The sequence below is a fragment of the Rhodococcus pseudokoreensis genome (assembly GCF_017068395.1).
GTDB classification, from domain to species: domain Bacteria; phylum Actinomycetota; class Actinomycetes; order Mycobacteriales; family Mycobacteriaceae; genus Rhodococcus_F; species Rhodococcus_F pseudokoreensis.
Genome location: NZ_CP070619.1, coordinates 4,114,489 through 4,132,568, shown reverse-complemented (window position 1 = coordinate 4,132,568; position 18,080 = coordinate 4,114,489). Strand labels below are relative to the sequence as shown.

Genomic DNA, 18,080 nt, shown 5'->3' with positions numbered 1-18,080 from the left:
GCGTTATGCCCGTTCCAGGTGCGCAGAGCGCAACTGGGCGAGCGGATGATCCACCGGGACGGTGTCGGGCAGGTAGCCGAGGAGTTCGGTGAGGTACTCGTCGACGTCGCCCTCGTCCGGGGTGTGCAGGGCGTCGCCCTCGTAGACCGTGCCGGTGGCGCCGTCGACGGTCACCGTCAGCCCGGTCAGTTTCGCGACGGTGCCGACTCCGGCGCCGACGACGCACGGCAGCCCGATCTCCCGGCACACCAGCGCCGCGTGGGAGGTGCTGCCGCCGAGTTCGGTGACGACGGCGACCGATTCGAACATCGCGGGCACGTCGTCCGGGGCGGTGGAGGGACGTACCAGGACGACCGGTGTGCCGGCCGCGGCGAGGTCGAGGGCCTGGTCGAGGTCGCTGACGGCCTGCCCGACGGCGACACCGGGGCCGGCGCCGAGGCCACCGGCCAGGACCGTCCGGTCGGCGTGCACCGCGTGCGTTTTCGCCAGGCTCGCGGCCTGCTCGGCGGAGACGCGGGAGACCGCGTCGTCGGCCGTGATGAGACCTTCGCGGACGAGATCGACGGCGATCCGGACCGCGGCGCGCGGCGCACGCTTCCCGGCCCGGCATTGCAGGACGTACAGCCGGCCGCTTTCGACGGTGAACTCGATGTCGACCAGATCGCGGTGCTCACGTTCGAGGACCTCGGCGATGCGCTCGAGTTCCGGGTACACGTCGGGCAGGATGTCGCCGACGGTGGCGAGGGGATTCGGGGTCTTCTCCCCGGACACGACGTCCTCACCCTGCGCCTTCGCCAGCCATTCGCCGTAGAGGGTGTTCTCGCCGGTCGCGGGATCCCGGCTGAACATCACCCCGGTCCCGGACCGCTCGTCGCGGTTGCCGAACACCATGGCCTGCACGGTGACTGCGGTTCCGGCGCCGGCGCCGAGGTTGTGCCGGGCTCGGTACGCCTTGACACGCTCGTTGGTCCAGGAGTCGAAGACGGCGCCGATCGCCGATCGCAACTGCGCGAACGGATCGCTCGGCGGCGCGGCATTCGGGTCCCCGGCGACGATGTCGGCGTAACTGTGACAGAACCGCTCCCAGGTGTCGGTCGCCCACCGCTGATCACCGGTCTCGGCGGCCAGCGCCTCACACAGTTCGGGGGTCAGGCCGAGGTTGAGGACGGTGTCCATCATGCCCGGCATGGACTGCGCGGCGCCGGACCGAACGGAGACCAGCAGCGGGGACGGACCGGCGCCGAACCGGCGGCCGGTCTCCGCCTCGAGCCGTCGCAGGTGTTCGAGGACCTGCTGCCAGATCTCGTCCGGCAGCGATCGGCCGTTGTCGTGGTAGACCGCGCAGACACCGGTGGGCAGCGCGAACGCCGGGGGGACCGGCAGTCCCATCGCCCGCATCTTGTTGACGCTGTACGCCTTGCCGCCGAGTACCTCGCGGGTGCTGGGATGGGTGCCGTCGAGCGTGATGACGTGCTCGGCCGGGCTACTGGAGGAGGTCATAGCGAGAGTCCTTCGAAAACAGGGGATTTGGCGGCCGCACGGGTGGCGAACAGGCCACCTTCGACCGGGATGTCGATGCCGTTGAGCCAGGACGCGGCGGGAGAGAGGGCGAACGCGACGACCGCGCCGATCTCGTGAGGGTAGCCGTGCCTGCCGACCGCGTCGTGGGATCGTGCCATCGCGTCGGCGCCCATGCTGGCTTCGAAGTCGGCGAGGATCGGTGTCTCGACCGGTCCGGGACTGACCGACAGCGCCCGGATGCCGCGTGCCGTCAGCTTCGCCGACAGCAGTTGCGTCCAGTCGACGAGGGCGCGTTTGGAGGTGTCGTAGGCGGCGGGCCCCTTCACAGGGTGGTCACGCAGCCAGGCCTGCAGGTCCGCGCGGTTGCGGACCCGCAGCAGTGCGTCGATCGACTCCGGGGATTCGGTGTTGCGGTACGCGGCGACGGAGGCGACGTTGACGATCGCCGCTCCCTCGGTCATGCGGGGGAGCACGAGTTCGGTGAGCAGGCGCGGCCCGAGGAGGTTGACCGCCAGCACCGTCTGCGCGGCAGCGGTGCCCGGAACACCGGCGACATTGGCCAGCCCGGTGACCTCGCCGGGGAGGGCCGCGACGGCGTCGCTGATCGATCCGGGATCGGAGAAGTCGCACAGCAGGGTCCGCACCGACCCGATCGGGCAGTCGCGCCGGTCGAGGGCGTAGACCGTGGCGCCGGCCGCACTCAACTGGTCGGCGAGCGCGAGACCGATCCCCGAGGCCGCCCCGGTGACGACGATGTTTCCACTGAAAGTGTTGCCGGTCATGACATTACCGCCGTCACGTCGGTGAACTCCTCGATGCCGAGGTGACCGAGTTCGCGGCCGTAGCCGGAATTCTTGACGCCACCGAAGGGAACTGTGGGCCGATTGCGAGTGCGGACGCCGTTGATCTTGACCTGACCGACGTCGAGCCGTCCGGCCACGGCGCGGGCGCGTTCGACGTCGCCGGACCACACCTCCGCCGACAACCCGTACGCGCAGTCGTTGGCGATCCGGACCGCGTCGTCGACGTCGGTGTAGGTCTGCACCGCGACGACGGGGCCGAAGATTTCCTCGCGGATCGCCCGGGCGTCCTCGGGCAGTCCGGTGACGATGGTGGGGTCGACGAAGAATCCGGTCGGGGACACCTCGGACGGTTTGCCGGTGCCGGTGAGCAGATGCCCGCCCGCGGCGACGGCGTCGGCGATGTAGTCGAGGACCCGGTCACGTTGGCGGGCCGAGACGAGCGGGCCCTGCCGGGTCTGCGGGTCGGCGGGGTCACCGAGGGTGTGCCGGGCGACCGCCGCGGTGAGCACGTCGGCGGCATCGGCGGCGAGCGCCTCGGGGAGCAGCAGCCGGGTGGTGGCGTTGCACGCCTGACCGGAGTTGACCAGACCGGAGGCGACGACCCCGGTGAGTGCGGTCTCGAGGTCCGCGTCCGGCAGCACCACGGCAGGTGACTTGCCGCCGAGTTCGAGGGTGCAGCGGGTCAACGTCTGCGCCGCCAGGGAGGCAACCGCGCGGCCGGCCACGACGCTGCCGGTGAACGAGACGTGCGCGAGGCCCGGGTGCGCGGCCAGCGCCGCCCCGGTGACCGCACCGGTCCCGGTCACGACGTTGAACACCCCGGCCGGAAGTCCCGCCTCGAGGAACAGCGCGGCGAGCGCGTTCGCGTCGTACGGGGTCATCTCCGACGCCTTCAGCACCACGGTCGAACCGGCCGCCAGTGCGGCCGAGACCTTGGCGACGATCTGGTGGACCGGCATGTTCCACGGCGTGATCGCGCCGACGACCCCGCTGCCGCGCCGGACCAGCGTGGCCCCGTCGATGTCCTGCGACCACGGGAAGTCGCGGGCGGTGCGGGCGGTGGCCCGCAAGACGTCGGCAGGGAGCTGGGCCTGGGTGACCTCGGCGAGCGAGATCGGCATTCCCATTTCGCGGCTGACCAGTGCCGCGATCGCCGCGCCGTCACGGGTGAGCAGATCCGCGGTCCGATCGAGCAGTGCGGCGCGCTCGGAGACGTCGGTGTCCCGCCACGCCGCATGAGCGGCCGCCGCCGAGCGGACGGCGTCGTCGACGATCCGTTCCCCGGCATCGACGACTTCGCCGATCACGGTCTCGGTGTAGGGGTCGATCACGTCGATCGCCGGCCCGTCCGGGAGGAACCATGCGCCGTCGATCAGGCAGCCGGCCCGGTCGAAGGTGTCAGCCATTGCGCGGCTCCAATCGCACGGGGAGGGTCTTGATGCCGCGGAAGAAGTTGCTCTGCAAACGCTTCGGGGAATCGACCACGTCGATGCCGATGCCGCGTTCGACGAGCTTGGTGAAGAACAGTTTCGCCTCGAGGCGGGCGAGGTTGGCGCCGAGGCAGGCGTGATCGCCCCACCCGAAACCCAGGTGTTCGTTCGGGAATCGGTCGGCCCGGAACGTGTTCGGGTCCTCGAACACCCGCTCGTCCCGGTTCGCCGAGCAGAACCACATGACGACCTTGTCGCCGGCCTTCACGGTCTTGCCGTGCATCTCGACGTCCCGGGTGGCGGTGCGCCGCATCGACAGCACCGGCGACACCCAGCGCACCATCTCCTCGACCGCGGAGCGGATCTTGCCCGGATTCTCGCGCAGAAGGTCCCACCATTGCGGGTTCTCGTGCAGGGCGAGCACACCGCCGGACAGCAGGTTCCGGGTGGTTTCGTTCCCGGCGACCATCAGGATCAGGTAGTAGGCGTCGAGGTAGCCGCGGCTGAGCGGGACGCCGTCGAGTTCGGCGGCGGTCAGCACGCTGACCAGGTCGTCGGCCGGGCAGGCGCGACGCTCGGTCTCGAGGGCCCGGAAGTAGGCGAACACCTCGTCGCGGGCATGCACGGCGGTCTCGGGGCCCGCGGAGTAGTCGGGGTCCTCCGACGCCATCTGGTTCGTCCACCGCAGCAGGTTCGGGCAGTCCTCGAGCGGGGCGCCGAGCAGTCGGCCGATCATCACCAGGGGCAGTTGGGCGGAGATGTTCGCGACCAGGTCGATCGGCCCCGCGCCGACGGCCTTGTCCAGCAGGTCGTCGATCACCGCCTCGATGTCCGGGACGAGGGCCTTCACCTTGGCCGGGCGCACGTGCGGGGTGACGATCTTGCGTAGCGGACCGTGCTCCGGTGGGTCGACGTGATGAATGCTGCGGGCGCCTTCGCCTTCGGCGCGCCTGCTCGCGATCTGCGTCCCCTCGGTGACGGTGAACGTGTCGTGGTCCGCGGCAACGGCTTTGACGTCGGCGTATCGAGTCACCGACCAGAATCCCGGGCCGTTCGGTTCGTCGTTCCAGTGCAGAGGGTCCTCGTTGCGCAGTTGCGCGAAGATCTCGTCCGCGTATCCGGAGGCGAATGCCCGCAGGTCCATCAGGTCGATACCACTGCTGGTGGTCATTTGGATGTCTCCCGTCACGGTCACGTTCGTTTGTGACTTTGGTGTCACTAAATCACAAATCGCCCGATTTGCAAATACCCCTTGTATGAAGACTCGAGTCGCTTGTAGCCTGACCTAGATAGTGACGAACAATTCACAAAAAGAGGTCTCGTGTACCCACCCTCAATCGCCGCCGAGCATCCCGATTCTCTCGCGTTCGTGATGGCCGCCTCCGGTACTTCGCTCACCTACCGGCAGCTGGACGAGCAGTCCAACCAGCTCGCCCATCTCCTGCGCAGCAGGGCCGTGGCAGCAGGCGATTCCATCGTCCTGGTGATGGAGAACCGGATCGAATGGCCGGTGGTGGTCGCGGCCGGAATGCGTGCGGGCCTGTATGTCACACCAGTGAACTGGCACCTCGGCGCCGACGAACTCGCCGCGCTCCTCGCCGAAGCGGCGCCGGCCGCGGTGGTCACCAGCGGCTCGCTCGCCGGAGCGGTCGCTGCCGCCCTTCCGGGCAGGCACACCGCGCTGACCCTGTGCACCGATCCAGCTCCCGAATTCGAGCACCTCGCCACGGCGATCGCGGACCACCCGAGGACGCCCATCGCGGACGAACGCTTCGGCGCCCGCGTCCTCTACAGCGGCGGCACCACCGGCCGCCCGAAGGCGTTCCGGCAGAAATTGCTGGACATCCATCCCGCGGACGCCCCGACGCGCCACGCGGGTCTCGCCGAGAAACTCGGCATCGACTCGGACACGGTGTTGCTCTCGCCCGCGCCGAACTACCACGCGGCGCCGTTCACCTTCCAGCTGATGACGATGGCCGCCGGCGGCACGGTCGTATGTATGGAACGCTTCGACGCGTCCGCGGCCATGACGGCGATCGCCACGCACGGGGTCACTCACTCGCAGTGGGTGCCGACGATGCTGCTGCGCATCCTCGCCCTGCCCGACAGGGACACCATCGCGCTGTCGCCGACGCACACTACCGCCGTCACGTCCGGCGCGCCCTGCCCGGTGGAGGTCAAGGAGCAGATCAACGCGTGGTGGGGGCCGGTCCTGCACGAGTACTACGGCGCCTCCGAGGGCTACGGGCACACCTACATCTCCGCCGTCGAATCCGCCGACCACCCCGGGTCGGTCGGCCGACCTCTCGGCGGCACCCGCGTGCACGTCACCGACGATGCGGGGACCCCGGTGCCGCCGGGGGAGATCGGCAAGGTCTGGTTTCAACCGCCGGCCGCCACCGCCTACGTCAATGCCGGGGACACCGCCGCGACTGCCGGCTGGAAGAGCATGGGCGACCGCGGCTACCTCGACGAGGACGGATTTCTCTACCTCGCCGGGCGGGAAAGCTTCATGATCATCTCCGGCGGGGTCAACATCTACCCCGAGGAGATCGAGGCCGCCCTGGTGCGTCATCCCGATGTCGTCGACGCCGCGGTCTTCGGCATCCCCGACCCCGAATTCGGGGAACAGGTCAAGGCGATGGTGGAATTGCGCGAGGGTGTATCGGGTGACGCCACCACCGCCGCCGGCCTCATCGACTACTGCCGCGGCTGCCTGGCGACCTTCAAAGCGCCCCGCTCGATCGACTTCGTCGACCGCCTGCCGCGGCTGCCCACCGGGAAACTCAACAAGAAGGCCCTGCGCTCGCACTATTTCGCGACTTCCTGACCATGACACACCCCGACCGCGACACACCTTGACCACCGAACATCCGAACAGGAGCCAGACATGGTTCACGCCCAGCAAGATCAACACACCTTCGACGTCCTGCATTCGCTCCGCGTGAAGGGACTGGCCAACGACAACGTGCTCAGCGCGCTGTCGGGCGTGCCGGTCGAGGACCTGCCGGCAGCCCTGGATCCGCTCGTCGAGCAGGGCCTGGTGGTGCGCCGGGAGGGCCGGATGCCGGGAGCGATGCTGACCCCTGCGGGCAAGGCCGAGCATCTGCGGCTACTCGCACAGGATCCGGCCACCACCGGCGCGGCCACCGCGCTGACAGCGTTCTACGACCGTTTCCTGCCGATCAATTCCGACTTCAAGATGGTGTGTCAGCGCTGGCAGATGCGCAGCGACGACACCCCCAACGATCACGGCGACCCGACCTACGACGGCGAGGTCGTCGGCGCGCTGGCGCAGACCGATGAGCGACTGCGGGCGTCGCTCCCGGAACTGGTCGATGCGTTGCCGCGGTTCGGTCGCTATCTGCCGCGCCTCTCCGCGGCGCTGGGTCGCATCCGTGGCGGTGACAACGCCTCGTTCGCGCGGCCGATGTACGACAGCTACCACGACATCTGGATGGAACTGCACGAAGACCTCATCCTCAGCGCCGGGCGGACCCGGGGCGCCGCCGACGAAGGCTGAACGAGCACATAACACGGAACGGGCGGGCCGGTCGACGACCGGCCCGCCCCTTCCCGTGCCCGACCCACGTTGCAGCGCAGGAGAATCCCGCGCCTAGGACTCGGAGGCCACCGGGAACGGCAGGCACGCCTCGACGTGCGCCGCGACGCCCGAGCCCTCGGAGTTGGCCGCCACGGCCGAGATGGCGCTGATCGACACATAGCCGTCACGCACGAGAGCGGAGTCGGTTCCGGTGCCGAGACGTTCGGTATTGGCGAATCGCAACAGCCGCACCGTGTCCGGGGTCTTGTCGAAGGTCAAGCCGAGCAGTCCGCGCGGTGCCAGCGGTGCCATCCGCACACCCTTGACCTCACTGATGTCGAGATCGGGCACATTGACGTTCAGCACGGCACGGTGGGCGCTGTGGGCGAGCATCCACTGTGCCGCCGACACTGCGATCCGGCCGGCGGTATCGAAACGGTGCTCCGGCGGAAACCCGCAGCTGACGGCGAGACCGCGGACGCCGAGGGTCGACGCGGTCAGTGCGGCCGCCACCGTGCTCGAATTCAGAATCATCCGGCCGGTGTTCGGGCCCGGATTGATGCCGCTGACGACCAGGTCCGGTGGAGCACCGAACACCCCCGCACACGCCGCGAACACCGCAAATGCAGGCGGGGCGTCGAAGCTGAGCGCCTGCACTCCAGGCAGATGCTCGAAGCGGCGCTCCGTGTACGCGATCTCCGCTCCGTGCTCGAGGGTGCCCAGTGACGAGCCGCTGCCGCTGCACTCGCCGCGCGGCGCGGCGATGGTGATCTCGTACCCCTCGGTTGCCAGAGCTGTCGCCACCGCATGCAGTCCGGGTGCGTCGATGCCGTCGTCGTTGGTGACCAAAATGCGCATGTGAGCGCTCTCCTTCTCCGCCGACCTCCACAAACCAGACGCCAGCTCAGACCTCGTATCCAAGGATTGTGACGCAGTATTCACACTTTTGTCTACCGGTGAGCGCGGAAAGTTGTGACATGCGTGGTCGGTCAAGGCCCGGGAGCCTTGACAGAGTGACGGCACTCACATAAGAATGTGAATTCACAGTCGCTAACACGACAGGCGACGTGCATCGTTCCGGAATGAAACCGGCACTCCAAAACATTTGTCTGAAAGAAGGCATCGCATGGCTGAGTGGCCCATCAACGACACTGTGTCGAAGGTGTTTCCCCTGTACTCCCGCGCGAACGTCGGGGAGATCTTTCCCGACCCGATCAGTCCGTTGAACGCCTCCGCCGGCTTCCAGCACAATCTCGAACCGGGCTGGCGGGACGCCTTCGTCGCATGCAAGGTCTGGGATCACGACCTCTACGACGCCACGGTCGACTACAACATCCTCCCGGCCTTCGGCAGCTACCTGTACATCAACATGTCGCTGATGCGGCTGTTCGGCGTCCGCGTGCCGGGGATGTCGCCGGAAGCCGTCGACCTGCAGTACTTCGGCGACATGCCCGGCATTCCCAGCTACGAGAGCGAGAAGCGGGACTTCGACGAGAACCCGGAGTTCGCGGAGCGCGCCGGCGGCTGGCTGGTCGAGGAGGTCATCGGTGCCACCGGACTGCCCGAGTACGACGCCGACCGTCAGGACGTGGTGCGCATCCGCGCCGACCGGCCCGACATGACCGCGTTGACCGATCAGCAGTTGCGCGAGCGCATCACCTCCTTCGACTACATCCTGCGGCCGCTGTTCAAGCACCACATCGAGGCCAGCCTCAAATCGGGCGTGGGGCTGGGGGCCGTCGCGCAGATCGCCGCCGCGGTCGGCAGGCCCGAGCTTGCCCTCACCCTGGTCGGCGGCATCGGCGACGTCGACTCCACCGGACCCTCCAAGCGGATGTGGACCCTCAGCCGCGCCGCCCAGGATCCGGCTGTGGCCGCCGTGTTCGACGAGGGCGTCCCCGGCCTCTACGACCGGCTGGCGGCGAGCACCGACCCGGCGGTCACCGCGTTCCGCGCCGATCTCGACGCCTTCCTGTCGGACTGGGACTTCCGCGGCCCGGCGGAATGGGAGATCCGCGCCCAGACGTGGGGTGTCAAACCGGAACTGGCGCTGGCCACCGTCGACCGCATGCGGCAGGTCGGCGACGACGAGGCACCGGAAGGCAAGGGCGCCATCCGAAGTGAGGAACGCGAGGCCGCCGCTTCCATGGTCCGCCAGCTTCTCGCGGAAGATCCCGAGACCTCCGCCCAGTTCGAGGCCACCCTCGCCGCCGCCGCTCTCTGGCTCCGCGGCCGCGAACGCGCCCGTACCACGGCAGCCATGGTGATTCACGAAATCCGGCTTCCGGCACGCGAGCTCGGCCGCCGCGGCGTCGAGGCAGGAGCGCTGGACAGCGTCGAGCAGATCTTCATGCTCTTCGCCGACGAACTCGACGCCTACCTGGCCGATCCCTCGGCGTTCACCGACATCGTGCGCGAGCGGGAAAAGAGCTACCGCGCACTCTTCGACGTCAAACCGCCGTTCGTCGTCTCCGGCGAAGTGCCGCCGCTCGAGGACTGGCCGCTGCGCGCGGGCGCCGCCGGCGCTGCGCTGGCCGCGGGCGAGACTCTGGTCGGCGTGTCCGGCTGCACCGGCACCGCCCGGGGCATCGCCCGGGTCCTGACCACCCCCGACGACCCCTCCGCCCTCGAGCCCGGGGAGATCCTCATCGCCCCGATCACCGACCCGTCCTGGACGCCGCTGTTCGTCGCCGCCTCCGCGGTGGTCGTCGACGTCGGAGCCCCGTTCTCACACGCCGCGATCGTCAGCCGGGAAATCGGTATCCCGTGCATCGTCTCGGCCACCGACGCGACCAAGCGCATCCCGAACGGCGCACTCGTCGAGGTCGACGGCACGACCGGCGCCGTGACGGTGCTCGAGATCTGAGCCGGCCCCCGACAAGGAGAAGACATTGCACGCAGCTGATATTTGCGCGGGCTGGCTGGATCGACTGTTGCACGACAGGGGGATACTCGCCCCCGGCAACCGGGTGACCGGCACCGCAATCGAACCGATCGGCACCGGCCTGGTCGCCGACAGTTATCAGATCACGATCTCGTACTCCGACGGTGGCGGCGGCCCCGAGTCGCTCGTCGCGAAACTGACTTCCGACAGCGAGCAGAGTCGCGCGGCCGGACGCAGCGAGCTCAACTACGCCCGTGAGGTCGGCTTCTACACCGAGATCGCGCCGCACCTCCAGGTCCGCGTCCCGGCCTGCTTCCACGCCGAAATTGATACGAACAATACCGAATTCGTCCTCCTCCTGGAGGATCTCACTCCCGCACGTCCCGGAAACCAGCTGACCGGCTGCACGGTGGCCGAAACGCGACTCGCCGTCGAGCAGGCAGCACGGATCCACGCACCCTACTGGGGTTCGGAAGAACTCAGAGGCAACCCGTGGATGGACATCTCGTCGAGCTACTGGCAGCGATTCGCCGAGATGATGCCCGAATGGTACGACGGATTTCGTCAGCGCTACGCCGGCCGGCTCAGCGAGGCCGACACTGCACTGGGGCAGGAATTCGTCGACAACATCGCCGGCTACTACCAGGCACTGGAGGGGATGCCCTACACCGTCCAGCACGGCGACTACCGGCCCGACAACGTGCTGTTCGACGCGCGCGGCGGGGAAGTGCCGCTCGTCGTATTGGACTGGCAGACAGTGGTGTACGCACCGGGCGTGGTCGATGTCGCCTACTTCATCGGTGGTGCACTGGACGCCACGACGCGTCGAGCGAACGAGGACGAACTACTCCGCCACTACCACTCGGAACTCGTCGACCTCGGGGTCGACGGCTATCCGTTCGAACGTCTCGTCCAGGACTATGCGTGCGCGACCTTCCACAACTTCATCATCGGGGTTGCGGCTGCGATGCTGGTGGAACGGACCGAGCGTGGTGACGAGCTGTTTCTGTCCATGGTCACCAACTCCCTGACACATGCACGGGACCGTGACGGCGCCCGCCACATCGGGATCCACCCACTCGCAGCGGTGAACCGTGGGTAGGTCCGCGCCCGGCTGCAATTCTGACGAAAGGCGCATTCGGTGAACGATTCGATGCCTGAACTGGGCTTCTACGCACTCGGCGGACACGTCGAGTCGCCCCGAGAGATGTACGGCGAACTGGCACTGGCCGAGCGACTCGGCCTGGGCACCGCGTTCTTCTCCGAACGATTCAACGTCAAGGAACTCGGGTCGCTGACGGGCGCGGCCGGCGCGGTGACCGAACGCCTGAACATCGCCACTGCTGCGACCAACCACAACACCCGCCACCCGATGGTGACAGCAGCGTGGGCGACGACGATGCACCGGCTGACGAACGGCCGCTTCGTCCTCGGGCTCGGTCGTGGTCTGGCACCGCAACTGAAGGCGTTCGGCCTCCCGCCCGTCACCACCGCGCAACTGGAGGATTTCATCGGTCTGATGCGCCGATTGTGGAAGGGCGAGACCGTCGAGGGTCACAGCGGCCCGGCCGGAAACTATCCGACACTGCGCCTCGACTCGACATTCGACGAGAACATTCCGATCGGGCTGACCGCGTTCGGGCCCGCGACCCTAGCCCTGGCGGGTCGAGCCGCGGACGTTGTCGTTCTGCACACGTACTTCTCGGACGACACCGTCGTGCGGTGTGTGAACGCGGTCCGCAGCGCCGCGGAGAAGGCCGGCCGTGACCCCGCCGCGGTCAAGGTGTGGTCTTGCTACGCAACGGTTCCCGATCACCTTCCCATCGAACTGCAGCTGAAGAAGACCGTGGCCAGACTCGCCACCTACCTGCAGGTGTACGGGGATCTGATGGTGAAGACGAACAACTGGGACCCCGACGCGCTCCAGCGGTTTCGAGAAGATCCGGTGGTCGCCGGATTGAACGGCTGGTGCGACGCGGTGGCAACCCCGTCCGAGATCGAACACATCGGCACAGTGCTGCCCGCCGAGTGGCTCGAAGCAGCCGCCACAGGATCAGCCGAGGCCTGCGCGAAAAAGGTCTCTGCCCAACTCGATCTGGGAGTCGACGGCGTGATCATGCACTGCTCGACGCCGGCGGAACTCGAACCGGTCGTCGAGGCGTACAGGAGTCTGCGATGAGAACCCCCGTCGAACTCGTCGAACAATATGTGTTCGAGATCTACAACAAGCAACGAGTCGAACTCGTCCACGAAATATGCGGCGACCCGGTCATTCGACACGAAGCGGGTAACACCGTCGCGCTCAGCCGAAATCAGCAAGTCGAGCGCATTCGCGCCGACCTGGCGTCGAATCAACCGACCTTCGAGGTGGCCAACCTCTCCGGCAACGAGGAGTTCGCGACGCTGACGTGGAACGCGATCCGCCTGTCCACCGGAGAGCGGCTCTGCGGAATCGAGGTCTTCAAGGCGACCGCGGGACTCATCACGGATGTGTGGAACTCCAACTACTTCGAAGGGTCCTGGTCATGAATCACCCGACTCCCAGAGTGCTCGACGTCGCCACCGAGATCGACACCGCATGGGTGCAGTCCGTGCTGCGGCACGCAGGCCACACCGGGGTGGAGGTCGCATCGATTTCGGCGCAGCCCATCGGCGCCGGCAACGTGAGCGACACGGTACGAATCGGCATCGAGTATGCCCGCGCCGAATCCGATTCCCCGGCCGCGGTCGTGGTGAAATTCCGCCCGAGCGCGCCGGGTGCGCACGAGCACGGACTGCGGAGCGGCGCATACCACCGCGAGATCGGTGCCTACCGGGAAGTCGGCGGCCGACAGGCTTGCCGAATTCCGCAGTGCTACTGGGTGGCCGGCGACGAGACGAACATCAACCTCGTCCTGGAAGACTTGACGGCAACGACGACGCCCGGCAATCAGGCCGCCGGTTGTGGCGTGGCCGAGGCGGAATCCCTTGTCGCGGAACTCGCTCGCCTGCACTCCAGCTTCTTTCCGCTGACCGATGAGGCAGCGCCCGCGTGGTTGGTGCGCATGTCCGAGGTCTCCGACTACTGGTGCGATGCGGCGGAGCGCGGGGCCGCGGCCGCGCTCACGCGGTTCACCGACGACCTTCCGCCGGACTTCCTGGCCGCGATTCGCGATGCCGTCGCCCTGGTTCGCACCTGGTATGGCCTGCCGCAGCAGCATCTGACACTCACCCACGGCGACCCCCGCGTCGACAATGTTCTCTTCGAGAAGTCGGGCGCGGGAGTGTCGGCCGTGCTCCTGGATTGGCAGTTCACCGGCTTGCGCAATCCGATGTACGACTTCGCGTACTTCATGTCGGGCAGTGTCGACATCGCCGAACGCCGACTACACGAAACGCGATTGCTGAAGACGTACATCGACGTGTTCGCGGAGAAATCCTCCGGGTACGACGAGGATCAGGCGACGGCCGACTACCGGATCCAGCTGCTCAGCGGTCTCTACGTCACCCTCGCCGCGGTCGCGGTTCTCCCCGACAACGATGTGGTGAACCAGCTGATTCTTGCGCTGCTGCGGCGCAACTGCGCCGCCGCTGTCGATTGGAAATCCGTCGAAGCGCTCGGCGATCTGGCCTGATGGCGCAGATGACGAACAGGTCCGGAACCCACAGCTTGCGCCGTAGGTTCCGGACCTGGATGACGTGCAGATCTACTCGAGTCCGTCAGAGGACGTAGAGCATCTCCTGGTACGTGGGCAGCGGCCAGAGGTCGTCGGCCACGATGTCCTCGAGGCTGTCTGCTGCTGAGCGAACGGCAGCCATCGCGGGCAGGAGGGCGTCCTTCGCGTGCGTGGCCTCCGCCAATGCCTCCGATTCACCCTGAGCGGCGAGGGCGGACTTCAAGTCGGCGAGCGCAATCCTGAGGTTCGTCAGGGGTGCGGACACGGCCTCGAGTGCGGACAGGTCCGCGTCCACGCCGGCCGCCTTCAGTGCCGCGACGTTCTGCGCCAACTCGGTCTGGTAGCGAATCGCGGCGGGGAGGATCGACGTCTGTCCCAATTCCAGGGTCAGCCGTGCTTCCACACCGATCGTCAGCGCGTACTGTTCGAGGCCGATCTCGTAGCGGGAGTGCATCTCCCGGTCGTTGAACACCCGGTACTTGCCGAACAGCTCGACCGCCGATTCGGTGATCAGTTCGGGCAGCGCGTCGAGGGTGGTGCGCAGGTTCGGCAGTCCGCGCGCGGCCGCCTCGTTCTGCCAGTTCTCCGAGTACCCGTCGCCGTTGAACACGACGTCACCGTGGTTGGTGATGATCTCGGTGAGCAGGTTCTGCACTGCCGTGTCGAAGTCGGTGCCGTTCGCGACCGCGGTCTCGAGTTCGGTGGCGATGTAGTCGAGCGACTCGGCCATGATCGTGTTGATCGTGACGATGGGTCCGCTGACGGTCTGCATCGAACCCGGCGCCCGGAACTCGAACCGGTTGCCGGTGAAGGCGAACGGGCTCGTGCGGTTGCGGTCGCCCGGATCGGTCGGGAGCACGGGCAGGGTGTCGACACCGATCTTCATGGTGCCCTTCCCCTTCGACGAGGTGGCCGCACCCTTCGCGATCTGCTCGAACACACCGGCGAGCTGATCTCCGAGGAAGACGGAGATGATGGCCGGGGGAGCCTCGTTCGCGCCGAGTCGGTGATCGTTGGTCGCCGACGCGACGGAGGCGCGGAGCAGGCCGCCGTACTTGTGCACCCCGCGGATGACGGCCGCACAGAACACGAGGAACTGGGCGTTGTCGTGCGGGTTGTCGCCGGGCACGAGGAGGCTGCCGAGTTCGGAATTGCCGAGCGAGAAGTTGACGTGCTTGCCGGACCCGTTGACACCGTCGAACGGCTTCTCGTGGAACAGGCACGCCATGCCGTGCTTCTTGGCGATCGTCTTGAGCGTCGTCATCAGCAGTTGCTGATGGTCGGCGGCGATGTTGCCGCGTTCGAACATCGGTGCGATCTCGAACTGCCCGGGGGCGACCTCGTTGTGCCGGGTCTTCGCCGGAATGCCGAGCTTGAACAGCTCACGTTCGGTGTCCATCATGAAGCCGAGAACGCGCTCCGGGATGGCACCGAAGTAGTGGTCGTCGAACTCCTGGCCCTTGGGCGGCTTGGCGCCAAACAGGGTGCGGCCGGAGTTGAGCAGGTCGGGCCGGGCGAGGAAGAAGTGCCGGTCGACGAGGAAGTATTCCTGTTCCGGTCCGCAGAACGAGACGATGTTCTCGACGTCGTCGTGGCCGAAGAGCGTCAGGATGCGTTCCGCGTGGACACCCATCGCCTGCTGCGACCGCAGCAGCGGTGTCTTGTGGTCGAGCGCGTCCCCGGTCATCGACACGAACACCGTCGGGATGCACAGGGTGTTGCCGTTCGGGTTCTCCAGCACATAGGCCGGGCTGGTGACGTCCCACCCGGTGTACCCGCGTGCCTCGAACGTGTTGCGGAGGCCGCCGTTGGGGAAGCTCGACGCGTCGGGCTCGCCCTGGACGAGCGTCTTACCTGCGAATTCGGCGAGCGCCGAGCCGTCGCCGACCGGGTCGAAGAAGCTGTCGTGCTTCTCCGCGGTCAGGCCGGTCAGGGGGTAGAAGACGTGCGCGTAGTGCGTGGCGCCCTTCTCCAGTGCCCAGTCCTTCATCGCGGACGCGACCGCGTCGGCGACCATCGGGTCGAGCGGCTTGCCCTTCTCGATCGTGGCGATGACGGACTTGTAGACCGACTTCGGCAGACGCTTCTGCATCACGGCCTTGCTGAACACGTTCTGACCGAAGATCTCGCCCGGCTTCTCGTCGTCCACGAAACTGACGGCCGGGGGCACGTAGGCCTCGACGTCCTTGATCGCCTGCAGACGGACGGCATTCCCACTCATGTGTTTCTCCTCGCGTGTACCCCGCGGATGAGGTGGGGGTGCGTCGGGGCAACACTGTACGAACGGAACGTAACGTGAATGTTTCGTGCAGATTTCTCGGCCGTGTCAGACCGCCGTGACGGTCCTCACGCAGAGTCCCCTGAGGATAAGGCCTCCGGCAAAACTACACCGTTCGCATTCGGTACGTCAGTTGAGGCTGCCGGCGCGTGCCGGCGACTGGGTGTGATCGACCGGGCTGCGTGACGGTGCCCGGGTCAGGGCACTCTCGAAGTATGGGATCGAACGCGGACAGCCCCACCAGTTCGTCGGCCGCGGCCGTCGGCGGCCGGCTGATGCAACTGGTCGGTGACCGTGACGCCGCGCGGTTCTCGGGCGAGATATCCCGGGTGTGCGCCGAACCGCATGCGGTCGGAGAGCGGCCGGAATACCGTGCCGTGCTCGCCTGGGTCGTCGATGCCATCGTCGGGGTGGTCACCGCACGTCTGGGCGCCGCGGGACCGGGGGAGAGGTTCATCCTCGACCTGCGCTTCACCGACGGCGGGCCCGTCGACGTCGACGCCCTGTCGGCGTCGGAGCGCTGGGTACTGCGGACCGTGTCGGCGTTCCTCGCCGAGGACCGCGAAGAGGCCCGGCAGTCGCTGGCCGCTGCCGAACAATTCGACGTCACCATGCGCGCGGCGACCCTCGCCGACGCCCTCATCTGGCTCGACTTCGTCCTCGACGTCGACCTTCCCGATCCACCCGACGTGACCACCGCATAGCGAGGAAGATCAGTTCCTTGTTCCCGGCCCACGGTCGGGATGCTCGTGCGCGGTCAGGAGCAGGTGGTCGAACCGGGCGCGGAACGAGACGGGGAGGGTCGCCTCCGCGGCGAGGGCGTCGACGAAGCGTTCGGCGAGGGTGCGGAGTTTGGTGTTGGTCTCCTGTGAGCGCCAGGTGAGGATGCCGAAGGCCCGTTCGGAGGAGATGCCGTAGACGAGCATCAGCGCACCCTTGGCTTGCTCGATCACTGCCCGCGATGTGGCGAGTTCGGCGACGGCCTCGGTGAGCGCCTGGTTGTATTCGCGTGGGTCGGTCTCCAACGTCTCGGTGACGTCGATGTAGTACCCGGACGTACCGATGACCTTGTCGTTCTCGTCCAGCATGCGGTCGCCGACCACGATGACGTGATGGATGCGACCGTCGGTGTCGATGATGCGGTGCTTGCTGCTGAACGGCTCACCGGCGTGGATCATCTTGTCGAACAGTGCCGCGACCTGCGGTTGATCGTCCGGATGCTTGTGGGACAGAAGAAGTTCGGTGGTAGGGATGACCTCACCCGGCTGGTAGCCGTGCATCCGGGCGACGGGGTCGGACCACTGCCAGCGTTCGCCGTCGAGGTAGAACCGGAAACTTCCGCCCTGTGGGGGTGCAGTCGAGCCGAGGAGCTCACCACCGTCCACAGCTTCACCCGCTGCTCTCTGTGCTCGACCGGTCTCGCTTTCTTGTCGTTCCAGTATGCCGAGCACGCAGATCGAAGTATGCACGAATCGGTCACACCGACGTCGCCATACTCCACCGCACGACGTATCAGGATGTCAGTTTCCGCTGCCGATTCGCGGCGCGGCGGATCTGCAGAATCCTGATACTGCCGACGAGTGCCATGATCACCGCGCCGTCGAGGTTCTGGAGAATGAAGATCAACAGTAGGACGAGGACAAGAGTTCCGATCACCAGACCGGTCCAGGTCGCCCCGGTACGGGTGTGCCGTATCCCTTTGCCTCTCGCCACCTCGGGCGGTACCCCGGGACGTGCATCGTGCGCGCCGGGGCTGGACGGCGGGTCGTCGCTACCCACCGGGTCTCCCACCGGGACCTGCGGTCCGGTGCCCACGGGTTCTTCGAAGGGGCGTGCCATGAGACTCGAGTACCCCGGCCAACATTCACCCAATCCCGCTCGCTCGCCGACCGGAACGGCCCTGCCGGCTGGACGCACCCATGTAGATCACGGCCGCTTTCCCTGCGCCTTCGAGCCAGGGCCGG

The 18,080-nt window shown here is 67.2% G+C and carries 16 protein-coding genes; 8 read left to right on the top strand and 8 right to left on the bottom strand.

What is annotated here, in order from left to right; all coding sequences use genetic code 11:
- Nucleotides 1-3: 3 nt before the first annotated feature.
- Genes JWS13_RS24085 through JWS13_RS24070 form a run of 4 tightly spaced genes read right to left on the bottom strand, consistent with a single transcriptional unit; the run spans nt 4 to nt 4,925 of the window.
- On the bottom strand, nt 4-1,500 hold the full coding sequence (locus tag JWS13_RS24085; RefSeq protein WP_206007925.1) for a pyruvate, phosphate dikinase: 1,497 nt from the start codon (nt 1,498-1,500) through the stop codon (nt 4-6).
- Nucleotides 1,497-2,303 (bottom strand): coniferyl-alcohol dehydrogenase, encoded by an 807-nt coding sequence (locus JWS13_RS24080; RefSeq protein WP_206007924.1) that lies wholly within the window; start codon nt 2,301-2,303, stop codon nt 1,497-1,499. The genes JWS13_RS24085 and JWS13_RS24080 overlap by 4 nt, the downstream gene beginning before the upstream one ends.
- Nucleotides 2,300-3,730 (bottom strand): aldehyde dehydrogenase family protein, encoded by a 1,431-nt coding sequence (locus tag JWS13_RS24075; RefSeq protein WP_206007923.1) that lies wholly within the window; start codon nt 3,728-3,730, stop codon nt 2,300-2,302. The genes JWS13_RS24080 and JWS13_RS24075 overlap by 4 nt, the downstream gene beginning before the upstream one ends.
- Nucleotides 3,723-4,925, bottom strand: coding sequence for a cytochrome P450 (locus tag JWS13_RS24070; protein ID WP_206007922.1), 1,203 nt, complete (start codon nt 4,923-4,925; stop codon nt 3,723-3,725). Before JWS13_RS24070 ends, JWS13_RS24075 begins: the two co-directional genes overlap by 8 nt.
- 150 nt (nt 4,926-5,075) lie before the next feature.
- Between JWS13_RS24070 and JWS13_RS24065 the strand changes: the two genes are divergently transcribed.
- Both JWS13_RS24065 and JWS13_RS24060 read left to right on the top strand, forming a co-directional pair.
- Nucleotides 5,076-6,584 carry an AMP-binding protein gene (locus JWS13_RS24065; RefSeq protein ID WP_206007921.1) on the top strand — a complete coding sequence of 503 codons (1,509 nt, stop codon included), beginning with the start codon at nt 5,076-5,078 and terminating at the stop codon, nt 6,582-6,584.
- 60 nt (nt 6,585-6,644) lie between these two features.
- Nucleotides 6,645-7,277: a MarR family transcriptional regulator gene (locus tag JWS13_RS24060; RefSeq protein WP_206007920.1), complete on the top strand. Its 633-nt coding sequence runs from the start codon at nt 6,645-6,647 to the stop codon at nt 7,275-7,277.
- 93 nt (nt 7,278-7,370) lie between these two features.
- Here JWS13_RS24060 and surE read toward each other — a convergent pair whose 3' ends face one another.
- A complete protein-coding gene (surE, locus tag JWS13_RS24055) occupies nt 7,371-8,156 on the bottom strand; it encodes a 5'/3'-nucleotidase SurE (RefSeq protein ID WP_206007919.1) in 786 nt (261 codons plus the stop codon).
- A 268-nt stretch (nt 8,157-8,424) separates the two neighbouring features.
- Here surE and JWS13_RS24050 point away from each other — a divergent pair, with 268 nt between their 5' ends.
- The 5 genes from JWS13_RS24050 to JWS13_RS24030 are packed head-to-tail and all read left to right on the top strand — an operon-like array spanning nt 8,425 to nt 13,796.
- Nucleotides 8,425-10,164, top strand: a complete 1,740-nt coding sequence (locus JWS13_RS24050; protein ID WP_206007918.1) for a PEP-utilizing enzyme — start codon at nt 8,425-8,427, stop codon at nt 10,162-10,164.
- A 25-nt stretch (nt 10,165-10,189) separates the two neighbouring features.
- Complete coding sequence (locus JWS13_RS24045; RefSeq protein ID WP_206007917.1) at nt 10,190-11,284, top strand: phosphotransferase; 1,095 nt, start codon at nt 10,190-10,192, stop codon at nt 11,282-11,284.
- 51 nt (nt 11,285-11,335) lie between these two features.
- Nucleotides 11,336-12,361, top strand: a complete 1,026-nt coding sequence (locus JWS13_RS24040) for a TIGR03857 family LLM class F420-dependent oxidoreductase (RefSeq protein WP_420855054.1) — start codon at nt 11,336-11,338, stop codon at nt 12,359-12,361.
- Nucleotides 12,358-12,711, top strand: a complete 354-nt coding sequence (locus tag JWS13_RS24035; protein ID WP_124391878.1) for a hypothetical protein — start codon at nt 12,358-12,360, stop codon at nt 12,709-12,711. Before JWS13_RS24040 ends, JWS13_RS24035 begins: the two co-directional genes overlap by 4 nt.
- Nucleotides 12,708-13,796, top strand: a complete 1,089-nt coding sequence (locus JWS13_RS24030) for a phosphotransferase (protein WP_206007894.1) — start codon at nt 12,708-12,710, stop codon at nt 13,794-13,796. Before JWS13_RS24035 ends, JWS13_RS24030 begins: the two co-directional genes overlap by 4 nt.
- Nucleotides 13,797-13,881: 85 nt before the next feature.
- On the opposite strand, the gene JWS13_RS24025 is transcribed toward JWS13_RS24030, so the two are convergent.
- Nucleotides 13,882-16,059 carry a glutamine synthetase III family protein gene (locus tag JWS13_RS24025; RefSeq protein WP_206007886.1) on the bottom strand — a complete coding sequence of 726 codons (2,178 nt, stop codon included), beginning with the start codon at nt 16,057-16,059 and terminating at the stop codon, nt 13,882-13,884.
- Nucleotides 16,060-16,331: 272 nt separating this feature from the next.
- Between JWS13_RS24025 and JWS13_RS24020 the strand changes: the two genes are divergently transcribed.
- Nucleotides 16,332-16,820, top strand: coding sequence for a hypothetical protein (locus JWS13_RS24020; protein ID WP_206007880.1), 489 nt, complete (start codon nt 16,332-16,334; stop codon nt 16,818-16,820).
- Between the two features lie 9 nt (nt 16,821-16,829).
- Here the strand turns inward: JWS13_RS24020 and JWS13_RS24015 are convergent, their stop codons facing one another.
- Both JWS13_RS24015 and JWS13_RS24010 read right to left on the bottom strand, forming a co-directional pair.
- On the bottom strand, nt 16,830-17,501 hold the full coding sequence (locus JWS13_RS24015; RefSeq protein WP_206007878.1) for a PAS and ANTAR domain-containing protein: 672 nt from the start codon (nt 17,499-17,501) through the stop codon (nt 16,830-16,832).
- A gap of 127 nt (nt 17,502-17,628) precedes the next feature.
- Nucleotides 17,629-17,955: a DUF1049 domain-containing protein gene (locus JWS13_RS24010; protein ID WP_206007876.1), complete on the bottom strand. Its 327-nt coding sequence runs from the start codon at nt 17,953-17,955 to the stop codon at nt 17,629-17,631.
- Nucleotides 17,956-18,080: the final 125 nt, after the last annotated feature.